14 protein-coding genes and 4 pseudogenes are annotated in these 18,047 nt (G+C 72.5%); 9 read left to right on the top strand and 9 right to left on the bottom strand.

From position 1 onward, the window contains the following. The first annotated feature begins 356 nt into the window (after positions 1 to 356). A complete protein-coding gene (locus Phou_RS05610) occupies positions 357 to 641 on the top strand; it encodes a hypothetical protein (RefSeq protein ID WP_173054152.1) in 285 nt (94 codons plus the stop codon). On the opposite strand, the gene Phou_RS05615 is transcribed toward Phou_RS05610, so the two are convergent. The 3 genes and pseudogenes from Phou_RS05615 to hisI all read right to left on the bottom strand — a co-directional run bounded on the left by Phou_RS05615 (position 554) and on the right by hisI (position 2,974). Next, a complete protein-coding gene (locus Phou_RS05615) occupies positions 554 to 1,051 on the bottom strand; it encodes a Trp biosynthesis-associated membrane protein (RefSeq protein WP_173054154.1) in 498 nt (165 codons plus the stop codon). The two genes, Phou_RS05610 and Phou_RS05615, sit on opposite strands and share 88 nt — an antisense overlap. Continuing rightward, positions 1,048 to 2,558, bottom strand: a pseudogene (locus tag Phou_RS05620) (anthranilate synthase component I). The gene Phou_RS05615 and the pseudogene Phou_RS05620 overlap by 4 nt, the downstream one beginning before the upstream one ends. Next, positions 2,555 to 2,974: a phosphoribosyl-AMP cyclohydrolase gene (gene hisI, locus Phou_RS05625; RefSeq protein WP_371872081.1), complete on the bottom strand. Its 420-nt coding sequence runs from the start codon at positions 2,972 to 2,974 to the stop codon at positions 2,555 to 2,557. The pseudogene Phou_RS05620 and the gene hisI overlap by 4 nt, the downstream one beginning before the upstream one ends. A gap of 271 nt (positions 2,975 to 3,245) precedes the next feature. On the opposite strand from hisI, the gene Phou_RS05630 reads away from it, so the two are divergent. Both Phou_RS05630 and Phou_RS05635 read left to right on the top strand, forming a co-directional pair. Then, positions 3,246 to 3,425 carry a hypothetical protein gene (locus Phou_RS05630; protein ID WP_173054158.1) on the top strand — a complete coding sequence of 60 codons (180 nt, stop codon included), beginning with the start codon at positions 3,246 to 3,248 and terminating at the stop codon, positions 3,423 to 3,425. A gap of 173 nt (positions 3,426 to 3,598) precedes the next feature. After that, entirely contained in the window at positions 3,599 to 6,973 is a 3,375-nt protein-coding gene (locus Phou_RS05635) for a ribonuclease E domain-containing protein (protein ID WP_173054160.1), read from the top strand. Between the two features lie 87 nt (positions 6,974 to 7,060). Here the strand turns inward: Phou_RS05635 and Phou_RS05640 are convergent, their stop codons facing one another. Together Phou_RS05640 and Phou_RS05645 are read right to left on the bottom strand one after the other, a co-directional pair. Further along, positions 7,061 to 8,062, bottom strand: coding sequence for an aldo/keto reductase (locus tag Phou_RS05640; protein WP_246273283.1), 1,002 nt, complete (start codon positions 8,060 to 8,062; stop codon positions 7,061 to 7,063). Next, a complete protein-coding gene (locus tag Phou_RS05645) occupies positions 8,056 to 8,424 on the bottom strand; it encodes a MerR family transcriptional regulator (RefSeq protein WP_173054162.1) in 369 nt (122 codons plus the stop codon). The genes Phou_RS05640 and Phou_RS05645 overlap by 7 nt, the downstream gene beginning before the upstream one ends. A gap of 107 nt (positions 8,425 to 8,531) precedes the next feature. Between Phou_RS05645 and Phou_RS05650 the strand changes: the two genes are divergently transcribed. Genes Phou_RS05650 through Phou_RS05660 form a run of 3 tightly spaced genes read left to right on the top strand, consistent with a single transcriptional unit; the run spans position 8,532 to position 10,656 of the window. Further along, a complete protein-coding gene (locus Phou_RS05650) occupies positions 8,532 to 9,275 on the top strand; it encodes an ABC transporter ATP-binding protein (protein ID WP_173054164.1) in 744 nt (247 codons plus the stop codon). Next, entirely contained in the window at positions 9,272 to 10,009 is a 738-nt protein-coding gene (locus Phou_RS05655) for an ABC transporter permease (protein WP_173054166.1), read from the top strand. The genes Phou_RS05650 and Phou_RS05655 overlap by 4 nt, the downstream gene beginning before the upstream one ends. A gap of 23 nt (positions 10,010 to 10,032) precedes the next feature. After that, a complete protein-coding gene (locus Phou_RS05660; protein ID WP_173054168.1) occupies positions 10,033 to 10,656 on the top strand; it encodes a TetR/AcrR family transcriptional regulator in 624 nt (207 codons plus the stop codon). On the opposite strand, the gene rpsD is transcribed toward Phou_RS05660, so the two are convergent. Next, positions 10,644 to 11,252 (bottom strand): 30S ribosomal protein S4, encoded by a 609-nt coding sequence (gene rpsD, locus Phou_RS05665; protein WP_173054177.1) that lies wholly within the window; start codon positions 11,250 to 11,252, stop codon positions 10,644 to 10,646. The two genes, Phou_RS05660 and rpsD, sit on opposite strands and share 13 nt — an antisense overlap. Positions 11,253 to 11,322: 70 nt before the next feature. Here rpsD and Phou_RS05670 point away from each other — a divergent pair. Then, positions 11,323 to 12,083: pseudogene (locus Phou_RS05670) on the top strand (DUF2470 domain-containing protein). 374 nt (positions 12,084 to 12,457) lie between these two features. Beyond that, positions 12,458 to 12,602: pseudogene (locus tag Phou_RS56015) on the top strand (IS982 family transposase); the annotation flags it as partial. Positions 12,603 to 13,105: 503 nt separating this feature from the next. On the opposite strand, the gene Phou_RS05675 reads toward Phou_RS56015, so the two are convergent. Together Phou_RS05675 and Phou_RS05680 are read right to left on the bottom strand one after the other, a co-directional pair. After that, entirely contained in the window at positions 13,106 to 14,839 is a 1,734-nt protein-coding gene (locus Phou_RS05675; RefSeq protein ID WP_173058142.1) for an ABC transporter ATP-binding protein, read from the bottom strand. Between the two features lie 151 nt (positions 14,840 to 14,990). Beyond that, positions 14,991 to 16,799, bottom strand: a complete 1,809-nt coding sequence (locus Phou_RS05680) for an ABC transporter ATP-binding protein (RefSeq protein WP_173054179.1) — start codon at positions 16,797 to 16,799, stop codon at positions 14,991 to 14,993. 145 nt (positions 16,800 to 16,944) lie between these two features. Between Phou_RS05680 and Phou_RS05685 the strand changes: the two are divergent. Beyond that, positions 16,945 to 17,573, top strand: a pseudogene (locus tag Phou_RS05685) (TIGR03085 family metal-binding protein). Between the two features lie 3 nt (positions 17,574 to 17,576). Here Phou_RS05685 and Phou_RS05690 read toward each other — a convergent pair. Next, a complete protein-coding gene (locus Phou_RS05690; protein WP_173054181.1) occupies positions 17,577 to 18,041 on the bottom strand; it encodes a hypothetical protein in 465 nt (154 codons plus the stop codon). Between the last annotated feature and the right edge of the window lie 6 nt (positions 18,042 to 18,047).

Genomic DNA, 18,047 nt, shown 5'->3' on the forward strand with positions numbered 1-18,047 from the left:
AAGATCCGCCCCGAGGAGCGCAGCGACGAGGGCGGATCGCGCTGAGCGCGGGGCATCAGCGAGCGAAGCGAGCGCGGCCAACACAGCCCGAGCCGGTCCGCCCTCCCGTGCGGATGATCAGGGAGTTGGTGGGCGTGGCGGGCGGCGTGGCGGCCCACGGGGTCCCTGATCAACCGCCGGCGGGCGTGGTGGTGTCGCATGTTCGCCGCGTCACGTTCCGGCCATGCGATGACCATCTGCCGGGATGGTTCGTGGACACTTGATCGGCGGGTCACAGACCCGAAACAGACCTCCCGCACGATCATCTTCAGGCAGACTGTTCGACGGTGCCCGTCACCTGAACCCGGAGCGCGACCATGAGCACACAGTCCACAAACGGCCTCGTCGAGATTCCTCGTTCGGTCCTTTCAATGGCTGTCGGCATGATCGACACGGTGGAGCGGGTGGTGATCGGCGACGCCAAGGTGCGCACCGCCCGCCGCAACGCGTGGGAGGCCATCTGCGCCGACCGCGCCCGCGCCCTCCACCACGACGAGGTGCGCCGCCTGGTGAGTCAGCTCAGCGTCGGGTCCTCGCCGCGGTCCAAGGCGTCCCAGGCCGCCGTCGGCCCGTCCGCCGGCCGCCGCGCCGCGCGCTCGTAACGCGTCCCCAGCCCGGGCCACGACGGCCCGCGCGCCGCGGTCAGCGCGCCGCCCGCGGCCAGCGCCAGCCCACCCGCCACGCACGCAAGGGCCCACGTCGTGGTCCGGCTGAGACCGTAAGCGCCACCCACCGCAACACCAAGACCGACAAACAGCAGCAGTACGCCGATCCACCGTCGCGCCCACCGACGAGTGGCCACGACCGCGCCCGACCCGGCAAGACCAACCACTGCCAGCGGCGGCAGCCACGGCAGCAGGTCGCCCCCGGTGCGCGGGGTGCGCAGCGGCGGCAGCGGCTCCGGCCGGGTCACCACGTCGACCACCCAGGTGCGGGTCGCCGCGAAGAGCGCCAGGCCCGCGCCGGCGAGGCACAGGATGACGGTGTACGCCAGCTGGCGTCGCTCGTTCATCGTGCGGCTTTCAACGTCTCCGCGGCGGCGATGGCCGCGAGGACGGCGGCTGCCTTGCTCTGGGTCTCCCGCTCCTCCGCCGCGGGGTCGGAGTCGGCGACGATGCCGGCACCGGCCTGCACGTAGGCCCGCCCGCGCCGGATCAGCGCGGTGCGGATGGCGATCGCCATGTCCATGTCGCCGCCGAAGCCGAAGTAGCCGACCGTCCCCCGTACAGGCCGCGGCGGGTCGGCTCCAGCTCCTCGATGATCTCCATCGCCCGCACCTTGGGCGCGCCGGAGAGGGTGCCGGCCGGGAAGGTGGCGGCCAGCGCGTCGAACGCGGTCTGGTCCTCGCGCAGCTCGCCGACCACGGTGGAGACGATGTGCATCACGTGGCTGTACCGCTCGATGGTCGCGAACTCCGGCACCTCCACCGTGCCCGGGCGGCACACGCGGCCCAGGTCGTTGCGGCCGAGGTCGACGAGCATCACGTGCTCGGCCCGCTCCTTGGGGTCGCCGATCAGCTCGGCGGCGAGGCCACCGTCCTCCTCGGGGGTGGTGCCGCGCGGCCGCGTGCCGGCGATCGGATGGAGCAGTGCCCGCCGCCCCTTGACTTTGAGGTGCGCCTCCGGCGAGGAGCCGACGATGTCGAAGTCGTCGAAGCGCAGCAGGTACATGTAAGGGCTGGGGTTTGTCGTGCGCAGCACGCGGTAGACGTCGAGCGGGTCGGCGGTGGTCTCGCGCTCGAAGCGCTGCGCCACCACGATCTGGAAGCACTCGCCCGCGCGGATCGCCTCCTTGGCCACCTCGACCGCCTTGGGGTACGCGCCCGCCTCCGTGCGGCTGCGCACCTCCCCGATCGGCGGACTGTCCACTGTGGAGATCATCGGCGGGATGGGGCGGGACAGCGCCGTGGTCATCGCGTCGAGGCGGCCGACCGCGTGGTGGTACGCGGCGTCGTGCTCGCCCTCCTCGATGATCGCGTTGGCGACGAGGATCGCCGCGCCCTCGTAGTGGTCGAGCACCACCAGGTCGGTGGCGAGCATCATGCCGAGCTCGGGCAGCTCCAGGTCGTCCTCGGTGAGGGTGGGGAGGCGCTCGAAGCGGCGCACCAGGTCGTACCCCAGATAGCCCACCATGCCCCCGGTGAGCGGTGGGAGGCCGGCGGGCATCTCGTTGTTGGTGAGCGCGGCCACGGTCCGCTGGAGGACGTCGACCACCCCGCCCTCGGTGGGCACGCCGGCGGGCGGTGTGCCCAGCCACGCGGCGCGCCCGTCCCGCTCGACGAGGGTGGCCGCGCTCCGCACACCGATGAACGAGTACCGCGACCACGCCGTCCCCGCCGAGCCGGCACCCTGCTCCGCCGACTCCAGCAGGAAGGTGCCGGGTCCGCCGGCAAGCTTGCGGTACACCCCGATGGGCGTCTCCCCGTCGGCCAGCAGCCGCCGCGTGACCGGGACGACGCGGCGCGTAGCGGCGAGGGTGCGAAAGGTGGCAAGGTCCGGACTGACCGCTCCGGTCGTCATGTGGTCTCCCCCGTCTCGGTCTGTGGCTCTGCCGGCGGCTGCCTTACCGGAAGCTCGTCGAAGAAGCAGGTGTGGTTGCCGGTGTGGCAGGCGGCGCCCACCTGCTCGACGGTGACCAGCACGGTGTCGCCGTCACAGTCCAGCGAAACACCTTTCACGTACTGGTGGTGGCCCGACGTCTCCCCCTTCACCCAGTACTCCTGGCGGCTGCGGGACCAGTAGGTGGCCCGGCCGGTGGTGAGGGTGCGGTGCAGCGCCTCGTCGTCCATCCACGCCATCATCAGCACGTCGCCGGTGCCGTGCTCGCGCACGACGGCGGCGACGAGACCCGCCTCGTTTCGGCGCAGGCGCGCGGCAATCACCGGGTCGAGGGAGGACGGTCGGGCGGGCCGGGTAGGCGGTTCAGGTACGGGCACGGTGTCCAATTGTTCCGCAAGGGATTTGGTGCTCTTCGAGGGGCTGTGCGAAGGACCTCTGGACGGTAGGTTGTCGGTGCGCCGCCAGGGTCTACGGCGGGGTGCCCGGTTGTCAGGCCGGGCCAGAATCGCAACGATTCGGCGCGACGTTCGCCTTGCCGTGGACTGCGCACGCCGAAGATCACGTACGGGCGCACCGGGCACCCCGGCATCCGCTCGCCGGGGCGCAGCCGAGCGGACGGAGGACACCACAGTCATGCAGCCCACCCCGATGCCAGGTTCCGAGCACTCCGACACCGAGACGACAGCCGCGATCCCCGTAGTTCCGTCCGGGCTCCTGCCCGGGCAGCGGCAGCCCTCCGAGCAGACCTCCGCCATCAACGAAGCCACGACCGAGATCCCCATCATCGTCCCGCGCGACCGGGCCGAGGACGCGCCCCTCCCCCGCTAGCCAGCCAGCTGATCGACGCCTCCGCACCCGCTCCGGCCACGCCCGGCCCGTACGACGCCCCTACGGCCCCTGACGCCGTCGCCACCCAGACCCCGTACGCCACCACCCCGTCGGACGCCTCACCCTCCGAGGCCCTCGCCGACGCGGACGCCTCCGCTGACGCCTCCATTGACGTGGACGCCTCCGTTGACGCGGACGCCTCCGTTGACGCGGACGCCTCGGTCGATGCGGAGGCCCCGGTGGAGACTGACGCCTCTGCCGACGCGGACGCCGCCGTTGACACCGACGCCACGACGGACGCCGAGGCCGCGGAGCTTGATGCCGTAGGTGACACGGTCGCCGCGGACGAAGCCGAGGCGACGGATGCCGCCGGTGACGCGGTCGATGCGGAGGCCGAAGCTTCTCCGGAGGCGGAGGCTCCCGTGGAGGCGGCGCCGGACCTGGAGGCCGACTCCGACGCGGACCCCGAGCTCGACGCGGTGACCCAGGACGATGCCGAGGCGGACGCTGACGCGGAGCCCGAGGCGGCGGTAGCGCCCGCCGTCGAGCCCGACGCGGTGACCGAAGACGATGCCGAGGCGGACGCTGAGCCCGAGACGGTGGTAGAGCCCGACGCCGCGGCCGAAGGCGACCTGGAAGCCGATAGTGAAGCCACGCCCGACGCAGCGGCCGAGACCGAGCCCGACGCTACGACGGACGCCGAAGCTGCTTTCGACCCGGAGGCGGACGTCGCTACCGAGCCGGACGCCGCCATTGAGCCGGACGCCGGCGCCGAGCCAGACGCCGAGGCCGAGGCCGATAGCGACGCCGTGCTCGACGCGGGTGCGGACGCGACGGACATCGACACCCCCGAAGCCGACGCGGAAGACACGGGCAGTCCGGCAGCCACGACGGAAGTCGAGGCGGACGCGGCGCCCGACGCCTCGGATGACGCGCTCACCGCGCCGCCGGTCGACTTCGAGCCCGACGCCGAGTCAGGCGAGACAGGCGAGACCCCCGACGCCGAGGCAGCCGCGGTCGAGGCCGACGAGGTCGACGCCGCCGGCGACGAGGCCGGGACCGCCGCGGAGCCGGACGCCGACGTGTCGTCAGACACCGAGCCCGGCACCGACGCGGAGGCCGACACCGACTCCCTCGCGGAGGCCGGTGCGGCCCCAGACGCCGACGTGGATTCGGCGGACGAGCCGACCGCGGTCCTCACGACCGACGCTGAGTCCACAGAGGACGCCGCTCCCGACGCAGAAGGTGCGGTCGAAGCCGACGGCGACGCCGTGCTCGACACGGACGCAGAAGCCGCCGGCGACGCCGACGGTGCGCCCGACGAGGATGCCGAAGCCGCGCTCGACGCGGACGCCGAGGCTCCAGGCGAGACGGACGCCGAGGCTGCAAGCGACACGGACGCCGAGGCTGCAGGCGACGCGGACGCCGAGGCTGCAGGCGACGCGGACGCCGAGGCTGCAGGCGACGCGGACGCCGAGGCTGTAGGTGACGCGGACGTGGACGGCGCTGGCGACGCGGACGCTGAGGGTGTCGGCGACGCCGACGCGACGGTCGAGCCGGCCGAGTCGGAGGCCGCCTCGTCCGATGACGAGGTGACCGCGGACGAGGAGCAAGCGGAGCCGGAGGCCGTGGCCGCCGCTGCGCCTGAGGCTGAGATCAGCGCCGAGCCGGAGTTGGAAGTCGCCACCGTGGGCGAGGCCGCCGAGGCGCAGGAGGCCGGCGAGGCGGAGCCGTCGGGTGATGTGGCCCCAGAGGCCGCCGACGCGACCGAGCCGGACGCCGAGGCTCTGGTCGACGACGAGCCCGATGCTGCCGCTGAGCCCGAGGCCGAGACCGTGCCAGAGGCCGAGACAGCGGTCGAGCTTGAGGACGCCGGAGCGACCACCGACGCTGCCCCCGAGGCTGAGGCCGAAACGGACGCCAGCGTGGAGGAGCCGGACGCCGCAGCGGAGGAGGAGCCGGAAGCCGCTGTGGAGCCGGAGCCCGAAGCCGTGACGGAGGCCGCCGCTGAGGACGAGACGGAGGCCGACGCTGAGGGAGAGTCCGCAACGGACGCTGCCGCCGGCGAGGAGGCCGAGGTCGAAGCCGCCGCTGACGATGAGCCTGCGGCCGAGGTGGGTGACGGGGACACCGTCGCCGAGGACGAGACCGACGCGGCCTCTGATGACGAGGCCGACGCGGTCGCGGGCGACGACGCCATTGAGGCCGCCGACGCGGACGCCCTGGTCGCAGCCGAGGCCGGCCCGACGGACGACACGGTCGCAGCCGAGACGGCAGGCACCGAGACGGCACTGGACGCGGACGCCGACCAAGTCGACGACGACCCAGCAGCAGACAGCCTGGAGGCCGAAGCCGGCTTCGAGCCAGCGGCGGACGCCGACGCAACCGGCGACGACACCGCAGCCGACAGCCTCGATGCCGAAGCCGGCGAGGTGGTCGTAGCCGGCAGCCCGCAGGCCGAAGGCGACGACGACGCCGGGGACGCGACCGAGGCCACCGACACGCCCGCAGCCGGCGGGCTGGACGACGACTACGTGCCCGTGGCCGACGGGCTGGAGGCTGACGCTTACCCCGGCGATGGCGGCGGTGAGGCCGCGGGTGATGGTGTTGGCGCCGATTCGGACCTGGACCTCGACCAGCCGGCCGAGGTTGGCGCGTACGCCGCGCTGTCCGGGCCGCTCTCGCCTGCTGATGCTCCCGCCGAGGCCGTTCCCAGCATCAACGGGGCGGCCGTCACCGACGCGTGGGGTGAGCCGGCGGAGCGGGTGGCTGAGGAGACACTCAACGAGGAGGAAGTCATTCAACCTACAGATGCCGCCGCCGAGCGGGAGGTTAGCCCGTCCACGGGGGTCGTGGACAAGGATTGGTCCAACCCGGAGCCGGTCGTCGCGACGTTGACGCCCCCGGTGCCGCCGGTTGGTGACGACCATGACTGGACCAGCCCGCCGCCGGACGGCGTTCCCGCGGTCGGCATTCTCGCGGCACCCGACGCGGAGACCGACGCCGCAGAAAGCGACGCCGCGACGACCGACGCCGACGAAAGCGACGCCGTAGAGACCGACGCCGCAGAGAGCGGCGCAGAGAGCGATGCCGCGGAGAGCGACGCCGTAGAGATCGACGCAGAGAGCGACGCCGCAGAAACGGACGCCGACGAGAGCGGCGACGCTCAGCCTGCCGAGGTCTCGGCGGCCGCCGCGCTCGCCGTGCTCGGTGAGGGTGAGGCGCACACCGGCGAGATCCAGGAGACCACCCAGCTCAGGCCGGGTGATCTGGTGGAGACGCAGATCGCGGTGTGGAGCGAGGAAGCGGCCCTGCGGTTCCGCGAGGACTGGCAGCTGATCAAGTCGAACTTCGTCGACGATCCGGTCGCCGCCGTCGCCCAGGCGCAGGCCCTCGTCGCCAGCGCGGTGCACGCGCTGGGTGAGCGGCTGCTCGCCGAGCAGGTCGACCTCGACCCGAGCCGGCAGTCGGACGCGCCCGACACAGAGGCGTTGCGGGTGGCCATGCGCCAGTACCGCGACTTCCTCGACCGGGTGCTCGCTCTCTGACCGAAACAGAACCAGAGCTCTTTGACCGAAACAGAAACAGCAGAAAGGGGGCCAGCCACAACGGCTGGCCCCCTTTTCGAATCCGCCTCAGTGGCCGACGAACCGCATCGCGCCCTCGGCGTACCGGGCGCCGGCGACCGCGTCGCGCGGTACCGCCTCCGTCAGGCGGGTCACCTGCTCGGGCGTGAGCGCGAGGTCGGCGGCCGCGGTGTTCTCCTCCAGGTAGCGCAGCCGCTTCGTGCCCGGGATGGCCACCACGTCCTCGCCCCGCGCGAGCACCCACGCCAGCGCGGCCTGCGCCGGTGTACAGCCGATCTCGGCGGCCACCTTGCGCACCTCGTCGGCGAGCGCGAGGTTCGTCGGCAGCGCCTCGGCGGAGAAGCGGGGCGCGCCCGTGGCGCGGTAGTCGCCCTCCTGCCGCAGCTGCTCGGTGCCGCTGATCGTGCCGGTCAGCATGCCGCGACCCACCGGGGAGTACGCGACAAGCGTCACCCCCAGCTCCCGGCAGACCGCCAGCATCTCGTCCTCGACCTCGCGGCTGAACAGCGAGTACTCCATCTGCACCGCCGCGATCGGGTGCACCGCGTGCGCGGCCCGCAGCGTCGCCGGGCTCACCTCGGACAGGCCGAGATGGCGCACCTTGCCGTCCGCCACCAGCGCGGCCATCGCGCCGACCGTGTCCTCGATCGGCGTCGCGGGGTCGCGGCGGTGCAGGTAGTACAGGTCGATCGTGTCGACGCCCAGCCGCGAGAGCGACGCCTCACAAGCCGCGCGGGCCCACGACGGGCTGCTGTCCACGCGCGTGCCCGGCGTGGCCGAGTGGGACGCGCCCTCGGGCAGCCGGATGCCGAACTTCGTCGCCAGGAACACCTCGTCCCGCCGCGCCCGCACCACCGGCCCGAGGAGCCGCTCGTTGGCGCCCGCGCCGTACGCGTCCGAGGTGTCGAGATGGTTGACGCCCAGGTCGAGCGCGCGGTGCAGGACGCGGGTGGACTCGGCGTCGTCGGCCGGACCGTACGCCATGCTCATGCCCATGCAGCCGAGCCCGATCGCGGCCACCGGCGCGCCGGCGATGTGGCGGGTCAGCACAGTCCCTGCTCCATCTTCCCGTACACCTCAATCTTGTAGTTGAGGACCTTCAGGTCCTCCTCCAGCTCCGCGATGCGGGCCTGCACGCGGTCGCGGTGCTCCTCGAAGATGTGGCGGCGGTCGGCGAGCGTGGCGTCTCCCTCGCGCGCGAGCTCCGCGTACCGCCGCATGTCCCGCACCGGCATACCCGTGCGCCGCAGGCGGGTCAGCAGGATCAGCCAGTCGAGGTCCTGCTGGGTGTACCGCCGGCGCCCGGCCGAGTCGCGCCCCACCGGCTCGACGAGGCCTTCCTGCTCGTACCACCGCAGCGTGTAGGTGGTGAGGCCGACCTGTTCAGCGGCCTCGCTGACCGTCATCGTCATGCCTCCAGACTTCCAGTTAGAGCCCACTCGAAGTCAAGGCGACTTGAGTTAGCGCACGATTTCATCTAGCGTTGAGTTCATCAGATGATGAAATCTTGGGAGGCATCATGGCCAGCGCGATCGAGGTTCAGGACCTCGTCGTGGAGCGCGGAAAGCGGCGGGTGCTGCACGGGCTCACGTGCACGATCCCGCGCGGCAGCGTCACGGGACTCCTCGGTCCCAGCGGCAGCGGCAAGACCACCCTCATGCGGGCGATCGTCGGCGTCCAGATCGTCAGGTCGGGCTCGATCACCGTGCTCGGCGAGCCGGCCGGCGCGCCCCCGTTGCGCCGCAAGGTCGGCTACCTCACCCAGGCCCCGAGTGTGTACGCGGACCTGACCGTCCGGGAAAACGCCCGCTACTTCGCCTCGCTGTACGGGTACGACGCGGCCACCGCCGACCGCGCGATCACCGACGTCGGGCTGGCCAAGGCGGCGGGCCAGCTTGTCGCCACCCTCTCCGGCGGGCAGCGCAGCCGCGCGTCGCTGGCCTGCGCGATCATGGGTGAGCCCGAGCTGCTGGTGCTCGACGAGCCCACGGTCGGGCAGGATCCCGTGCTCCGCGACGAGCTGTGGAAGCAGTTTCACGACCTCGCCGGCCGGGGCGCCACGATCCTCGTCTCCAGCCACGTGATGGACGAGGCGGGGCGGTGCGAGCGGCTCCTGCTCATCCGCGAGGGCGCGCTGATCGCCGACGACACCCCGGCGGCGGTGCGCGAGCGGGCCGGCACCGACGACCTCGACGAGGCTTTCCTCCGCCTGATCAAGGCGCAGGGTGAGACACCGGCACCGGCACAGGAGGAGACGGCATGAGCCCGCGCATTCTCGGCGCCACGATCGTGCGCATCCTGCGCCAACTGCTGCACGACCCGCGCACCATCGGCATGCTCATCCTCGTGCCGGCACTGCTGCTCGCGCTGCTCTACTTCATGTACGACGACCAGCCCGCCGTCTTCGACCGCGTCGCGCTGGTGATGCTCGGCGTGTTCCCGTTCGTCATCATGTTCCTGGTGACCAGCATCGCGATGCTCCGCGAGCGCACGACCGGCACGCTCGAGCGGCTGCTCACCACCCCGCTGGGCAAGCTCGACCTGCTGTTCGGCTACGGGATCGCGTTCGGCCTCGCGGCCGCGGTGCAGGCCTCGGTCGCCGCCGCATTGGCGTACTGGCTCTTCGACCTCGACACCGCCGGCAGCACCTGGCTGGTCATCCTCATCGCGGTCGTCAACGCGGTGCTCGGCGTGGCGCTCGGCTTGTTCTGCAGCGCTTTCGCCCGCACCGAGTTCCAGGCCGTACAGTTCATGCCAGTCGTGGCGGTCCCGCAGATACTTCTGTGTGGACTGTTCGTGTCCCGGGAACAGATGGCGGGTTGGCTGGAGGCGATCAGCAACGTGCTGCCACTGTCGTACGCGGTGGAGGCGCTCCAGGAGGTCGGCGCCAGCTCCGATCCCACCGCCACGCTCTGGCGCGACCTCGGCGTCGTCAGCGGTTGTGTGGTGGTGGCCCTCGTGCTGGCGGCGGCCACGCTGCGGCGGCGCACGGCCTGATACGTACCGAAGTAAGGATGCACATGGCACGACGGACCGGACGCCGTCCCGGCAACCCGGACACCCGCGAGTCGATCCTCGGCGCCGCGCGGGAGGCGTTCGCCGAGCGCGGGTTCGAGTCCGCGTCCATCAGAGGCATCGCGACCAGCGCCGGCGTGGATCCGGCGCTGGTCCACCACTACTTCGGCACCAAGGAACAGCTCTTCAAGGCGTGCATGAACTTCCCGATCGACCCGGCCGAGGTGCTCCCGCAGGTGCTCTCCGGCGGGCCGGACGAGGTCGGCGAGCGGCTGGTGCGGTTCTTCCTGCGCATCTGGGACTCACCGGCCGGGGCGGCGGGCGTGGCGCTGATGCGGTCGGCGGTCTCCAACGACTGGACGGCGCGGCTGCTGCGCGAGTTCGTGACCACGCAGATGATCCGCCACGTGCTGCCCAGCCTCACCACGATCGACCAGGCGGACGCGCCGCTGCGCGCCAGCCTGGTCGCGACCCAGATGGCCGGGCTGGCCATGGTCCGGTACGTGCTGAAGCTCGAGCCGCTCGCCTCCGCCCCGCACGAGGTCGTCGTCGCGGCGATCGGCCCCAACGTGCAGCGGTACGTGACCGGTGACCTCGGCGCGGCGGCGGCCGCCGCTCAGCGCGAGTAGAACTCCACGACCAGCTGCTCGTCGCAGATCACCGGCACCTCGCGGCGCGCCGGCTCGCGCAGCAGCGTGGTGGTGAGCGCGGCGATGTCGGTCGACAGGTAGGGCGCGGTGGGGCCGTCCACGTGCGCGCCCGCGGCCGCGATCTCAAACGGCGGCTTCTGGCGGCTCGACTCGCGCACCTGGACGACCTGGCCGGGCCTCACCCGGTACGAGGGGCGGTCGACCTTGGCACCGTCGACGGTGATGTGGCCGTGCGCGACGACCTGGCGCGCCTGGTAGATCGTGCGAGCCAGCCCGGCGCGGAAGACCACCGCGTCGAGCCGGCGTTCGAGCAGCGAGACGAGCATGTCGCCGGTCTTGGCGGTGCCGCGGTGCGCCTCCTCGAAGGTGCGCCGCATCTGCTTCTCGCTGATGTTGTACTGGAAGCGCAGCCGCTGCTTCTCCAGCAGCCGCACCTGGTAGTCCGATGTCTTGCGGCGCGACCGTCCGTGCACACCCGGCGGGTAGGGACGGCGCTCGAAGTACTTGGTGTCTTTACGCGTGAGCGGGAAGCCGAGCGCCCGCGAGATGCGCGCCTTGGGTCGTGCCTGGTTCACGTAGACGTCTCCGTTCCAGTAGGTTAGCCTGCCCTTACTAAGCCTAACCTAACCGCCGGAGGTCCCCGCCATGCAGCCCAGCCCCGCCGAGGTCGCCCGCACCCTGGCCGCCGGCCGGCTCCCCGGCAACGCCCACATCGCCTGCCGCCCCAGCCCACACCGGGTGCGGCACGCCACCGACGCGGCCGGCCGGGTGCTGATGCTGGTACCGGCGGGCGGCGACCTCGCCGAGTCGCTGCGGCCCGGCGAGGGCGCCGACGACGTGGCCGTGGTGCTCGACGTACAGGACGCACCCCCGGTGGCCGGCTCCCCTCGCTGGGGCGGGTGTGGGTCTCGGGCTGGGCGGCGCCGCTAGCGGGCGTCGAGGCACGCCAGGCCGCGCAGGACTTCGTCGACATCGACCCGCTCGGCGACCTGCTCGACGTGGGGCGCGGCCAGGTCATCTTCCGCATGGAGCCGGCCGAGGTCCGCCTTGAGACCGGCGGTCGCATGAGGGACATCGACCCGGACGAGTACGCCGCGGCCGAGCCCGACCCCCTCCAGGCCGTCGAGTGGGACCTGCTGACCGACCTGGCCGACCACCACGTGCCGGAGATGGCCGACTTCATCCGGCGCCAGCTGGCCGACAGCGGCCACATCAGCCCGTCCGGCCCGCCACCGCGCGTGGTCCGCCTCGACCGCTACGGCTTCGTGGTCGCCCTGGGCGCGCCCGGCCGCGAGTACCGCGCCCGCCTCGCCTTCCCCCGCGCGGTCGCGGACCGCGCCGACCTGGCCCGCCTGCTCCACCCGGTGCTCTGCCGCCGCTGCTCCGAACGCACCGCCGCCGCGTAAGGCCGCCGAAGCCCGCGACCGGGGCGCCCGGCAAGCTTGGGAGGGCCGTGCCGGGCACCCCGGTCGCGATCAAAAAGCTCATCTGCCCGCGTCCGCGTCAGCTGCGGACCGCATGCTCCCGCGGGCACCGCTGCGGTCGGCGGCTCGCTGGCGCTCGCCGAACCCCCGACCTCCACTGCCAGGCCCACGCGCCAAGCCCACCAGCCGCGCGCCGCCCCTCGCACTCCGGCCAGGCGTGATCATCTGTCCCCAGCCGTGACCACGATTTGAGCAGCAGGATTTGGGCGATTTGTCGCTGCACCACCATGATCACCACGAGGCGGGTGGTTCCTTACCCAGTTCGGGGCAGTGAAGGGTGTTGAAGATCGGTGCCGGCCGGTCGGTCACCGCGACTGTCCAATGCGGAGTTGTTGAGCTGTCGCACAGGTGCCCCTCGGAGTCCAGTCCGAGGCCCTTGGCTGCGACCTCGTGCCCGTCACCCGCCCGGCGCGTTTCCCGGACCTGCCCGGCCAATCCGGCATCGGACACGCAGAAGGACGACGAACGACGACGTCCTGACCACGACCCTGACATATCCACCGAACCGCCGGGCTGATCACCGCGGACAAGGCTACGTATCAGCTTGACTGGTGGCTCGCCGAGCGGCGCGTGCGGCCACTGCGACCATCCAACCGCGACCGAGCCACCCAGCCCTTGGCTAAACCGACTTCGTCGCGGTCGGTGACTGCCGATCAGGGGCGGGCGGTGTGCGCTTCACGATCTTGGTGAGTTAGCCCGCCATTTCGACGCCAACTTGCCAAGATCTGGCGGAGCGGCAACAGCGGGCCACAGCGGCGGCTCACATCCAACTCGGGGCGAACTACGCCATATCTACGCCAACTCACCACGATCTGCGGGAGCGAGGTTTGCTGGGCCACCGCGGAGGGTGAGGCCGCGGGAGCAACGGTCCGGACCACGACGGGCATCGCGGTAGCTCGCATCTGGTTCGGGTTTGGAGCTACTGAAGGTGGCAGCGGGCCGCGCTAGCGGGTTTGTTCCAGCCAGGAGGCGTAGAGGCGGGCGTAGACGGAGTCGCGGTCCTGGAGCAGCTTCGTGTGGGGGCCGCGCTGCACGATGCGGCCCTTGTCGACCACGATGACCTCGTCGGCCGCCTGGGCCGTGGAGAGGCGGTGGGCGATCGCCACCGTCGTGCGGCCGCGGGTGACGGCGTCGAGCGTGCGCTGCAGGCGGACCTCCGTCGCCGGGTCGACGGCGCTGGTCGCCTCGTCGAGGACGAGTAGGTCGGGGTCGGCCACGTACGCGCGGGCCAGCGCCACCAGCTGCCGCTCCCCCACGCTCAGCGCCTCGCCCCGCTCGCCGACCTGGGTGGCAAGGCCGGTCGGGAGGCCCTCGACCCAGTCGGCGAGGCCCAGCTCGGCGAAGGCCAGCGCCAAGCCGTCGGATCCCAGGCCGGGGCGGCCGAACCGGACGTTGTCGGCGACCGTGGCGTCGAAGAGGAAGCCGTCCTGCGGCACCATGACCACGCGGCTGCGCAGGGAGTCGAAGCGTACGCGGTCCAGCGGTACGTCCGACAGGAGCACCTCGCCCGTCGACGGGTCCATCAGCCGGGTGAGCAGCTTCGCGAACGTGGTCTTGCCGCTGCCCGTCTCGCCCACCACCGCGACGCGCGACTTGGGGGCGATCTCGATGTCCACATCGGACAGGACGGTGGGGCCGCCGGGGTAGGCGTACGAGACGTTGGCGAAGCGGATGCCGAGCGGGCCGGGCGGCAGCTCGACGCCGTCGGTCGCCGGGTCGGCGACGTCCGGTTCGAGGTCGAGCACGTCGAGGACGCGGCGCCAGCCGGCGATCGCGTTCTGCGCCTCGTTGAGCACCTCGGTGGCGATCTGCACCGGCTGCACGAAGAGGGCGACCAGGAAGAGGAACGCGGTCAGCTGCCCCACCGTCAGCGTGCCGTCGGCGCCGAGCAGCACGCCGACCACCACCACCGCGCCGAGCGCAAGGCCGGAGGCCAGCTCGCCGGTGGAGAAGCTGGTCACGCTCAGCGTCATCGCGCGGCTCTGCGCCCGCCGCTGGGCGTCGATCGTCGCGTCGAGCTTGACGGCGGTACGGCCGGAGACGCCGTACGCGCGGATGACCGCCGCACCCACCACGCTCTCCGAGATGGCGGCGAGCATGGCGCCCATGCGCTGGCGCACGACGCCGTACGCACCGGCGAGGCGCTTCTGGAAGCCCCTGATCACCGCGACCGCGGGCAGGAACGCGACGAAGACGACGAGCGTGAGCTGCCAGGAGTACACGGCCATGACGACCGTGGTGACCACGACCTGGCCGGTGCTGATCAGCAGGATCACGCCGCCCCACTGGAGGAACTGGGTGATCTGGTCGACGTCGCTGGTCACCCGGGATACGAGTGAGCCGCGCCGCTCCGACTGCTGGTGCAGCATCGACAGGTCGTGGACGTGGCGGAAGGTGCGCACCCGCACGTTGGCCAGCGCGGTCTCGCTGACCGTGAAGAGGCGGCGCATCATCAGGTACCCGCAGATGGTGGTGACGACGAGGACCGCGGCGGTGAGCCCGACGACGGTGGCCACCACGCCGATGTCGGGGCCGCCTGGCGCGCGGAGCCCGCGGTCGATGCCCTGCTGGATCGCGACGGGCACCGCTGCCCGGCCCACCATCGAGACGACGGCGAGGGCGAGCGTGCCGGCGAGGCCCGTGCGCAGCTCGGGCGAGAGCGCCAGCCCGCGCCGCATCGTCGCCCAGGTGGAGGCGGAGTCGCTCACGACGCCTCCCGGTTCGCTCGCTCGCGCGGCGCCAAAGGCGACGCCTTCCCTCGCCACCCCGAAACCCCGACTACGTCGGCGGGGCGACTCAGTCCAGACGCCGCCGCGCAAGCTCGCTCGCTCACGGCACGACCTCCTCGAAGGCCCGCTCGCGCTCCCGCTCCGCCTCGGCCTTCTCGTAGGCGGTGACCAGGTCGGCGTACCCGGCGACGGTGGCCAGCAGCTCCGTGTGCGTGCCGGTGGCGACCACCCGGCCGTGCTCGATGTAGACCACCTCGTCGGCGAGTGCGATGGTGGCGCGGCGGTACGCCACCACGAGGATCGTGGCCGGCGGGTCGGCCGAGCGCAGCGAGCCGAGGATCGCGGCCTCCACGCGCGGGTCGACGGCGCTCGTGGCGTCGTCGAGCACGAGCAGCGCGGGGCGGCCGGCGAGCGCGCGGGTGAGCGTGAGCCGCTGCCGCTGCCCGCCGGAGAGGGTGGCGCCGCGCTCGCCCACATGAGTGACGAGCCCTTCGGGCAGGCGGGCCACGAAGCCGTCGGCCTGCGCCATCCGCAGCGCGGCCCACACGTCCTCGTCGGCGACGCCGGGGCGGTCGAGCGTGACGTTGGCCCGCACGGTGTCGTCGAAGACGAACGGCACCTGCGGCACCAGCGCGATCGTCTCGGCCAGCGACGCGGCGGTCAGCGTGGTCAGCGGGGTGTCGTCGAGCCGCACGGTGCCGGAGGCGGGGTCGACGAGGCGCGCGGCCAGCGACGCGATCGTGGACTTGCCGGAGCCGGTGGGGCCGACGAGCGCGACGGTGCGCCCCGCGGGCACCGTGAAGCTCACGTCGTGCAGGACCTGGCTCTCCTCGTACCCGAAGGAAACGGACTCGAAGCGCAGGGTCGCGGGCGTGCCGCGGGCGGCGCGGACGCCGGTGCCGTAGGGCATCTCGCCCTCGGCCCGCAGCACGCGCTGCACCCGGTCCCACCCCGCGACGCTGCGCGGCAGCTCAGCCAGGACCCAGCCGATCGCCCGCACCGGAAAGGCCAGGACGGTGAACAGGAACGCGACGCTCACCAGCTCGGTGACCGTCACCGCGCCCTGCCGCAGCCGCCAGGCGCCGACCAGCAGGACCGCGAGCGTGCCGAGGCTGGGCAGCGTCTCCAGCATCGGGTCGAAGACGCCGCGCAGCCGCCCCACCGCGATCAGCGAGTCGCGCAGCTCGGCGGCGCGGCCGGCGAAGCGGGCGGTCTCCTCGGCCTCGCGTCCCATCGTCTTGACCACCAGCGCGCCGTCGAAGCTCTCGTGCGCGATCGCGCTCACCTCGCCGCGCAGCGCCTGAGCCCGCGTCTGGCGGGGTGCCATGCGGCGGGAGTAGACGACGTTGAGGGCGAAGAGCGCGGGGAAGATGGCCGCGCCGACCAGCGCGAGGACCCAGTCGGTGGCGAAGAGCGACACGAACGCGCCGGCCAGCATGATGAGCGTGCCCACCGCGAACGGCAGCGGCGCGATCGGAAACCAGGTGGCCTCGACGTCGGAGTTGGCGTTGGACAGCAGCGTGCCGGTGGCGTTGCGCTGGTGCCACGCGACCGGCAGGTCGAGGTAGCGGCGGGTGACCTGGCGGCGGTACGAGGCCTGGAGGCGGTACTGCATGAAGGCGGCGCCCAGCCGTCGACCGAAGATCGCGGCCACCTTGAGCACGCTGAGCGCGATCAGCGCCGCCGCGACGAGGAAGAGCAGGCCGGTGTCCGCGCGCCCGTCCTCCAGCGAGGGCACCACGACGTCGCCGACGATCGCGCCGACGATGTACGCCCCGGCGATCGTGAGCAGGCCGAACGTGCCGCTGCCGACCACGGATATGGCGAAGATGCGGGGCTCCACGCGGATCGCGTGCCCCAGGATGCGCAGGCCCTTGGCCAACACATCCCGGCTGGTACTGTCCGCCACCACTCCCCCGTAAGCCCTATTTGGTCTTCTCTATCCTTACCGGAGGAAACGCCTGGTGGCGACCGGTTATGCGCTGTGTCAGCGGTCACACGTGGGCGGACGGCGCCGGCCGCGCCACCAGACGACCTCGGCTAGCTTGGGGCACATGGCCCGCTATGCCCAGAGTGAACGGCGGCTCCTCGCCGACCTGCTCCTCGCGGTCGGTCCCGACGCACCGACCCTGTGCCAGGGGTGGACCACGCGTGACCTCGCCGCCCACCTCGTGATGCGGGAACGCCGCCCCGACGCCGCCGCCGGAATCCTGCTCGGCCCGCTGCGCGGCCACTCCGAGCGGGTGCGCGAGGCACTGGCGGCGCGCTCGTACCCGGAGCTGGTGGGCATGGTGCGGGCCGCGCCGTGGTGGAGCCCGGTGAGCAACCCGCTCGCCGACGCCGCCGCGAACACGCTCGAGTTCTTCATCCACCACGAGGACGTCCGCCGGGGCCAGCCGGGGTGGCGGCCGCGCGAGCTTCCCCGCGAGCAGCAGGAAGCCCTGTGGCGGCGGGCGCGGGGGACGGCCCGGCTCGCGCTGCGCCGGGTGCGCGCCGCGGTGCGCATCCAGGCTCCGGGGTACGGGAGGCGACGGCCGGCAGCGGCGGCGACCAGGTACGGCTGGTGGGGTCGCCGGGCGAGCTGGCGATCTTCCTGAGCGGCCGGCAGCGGGCCGCGCGCGTGCAGGTGGACGGGGCGCCGGAGCTGGCCGCGTTCCTGCGCACGGCCAAGCTGGGCGTGTGAGGCTCAGTCGTCGTCGAGCGTGGCCTGCGGCCTGCCGCCGGCGCAGGTGACGTGCACTTCGACCCGACCGCTGCCCTGCCCCTTGCCGCCCCGGTCGAACCGCACCTCGGCCTCGTCGGTCAGCTCCCGGTCGTAGTCGACGGTCGCGTAACCCTGCGGCGGTGCCACCGAATCGATCTTGACCAGCCCACCCTCGCAGTGCGCCGTGATCGTGCTGCCGGCCGGGCGCAGGACCGTCGCGGGCGGGGCGGTGCGGCTCGGCCGCGTGCTCGCGCTCCGCGACGGGCTGAGGCTCGCGGACGGCACCGGCGAGGCCAGGGCCTCCGCGACCTCCTCCTGCGTGAGGGTGGCCGCGGCCGTGCCGCTGATGCCCTCGCCGATCACCCGCACCGCGCCGAGGCCGACCACCGTCGCGGCGGCGGCCGCGACGAGCCAACCCACCATGGCGAACGCGGTACGGCTTCCCACGCACAC

The sequence above is a fragment of the Phytohabitans houttuyneae genome (genome assembly GCF_011764425.1).
Lineage (GTDB): Bacteria > Actinomycetota > Actinomycetes > Mycobacteriales > Micromonosporaceae > Phytohabitans > Phytohabitans houttuyneae.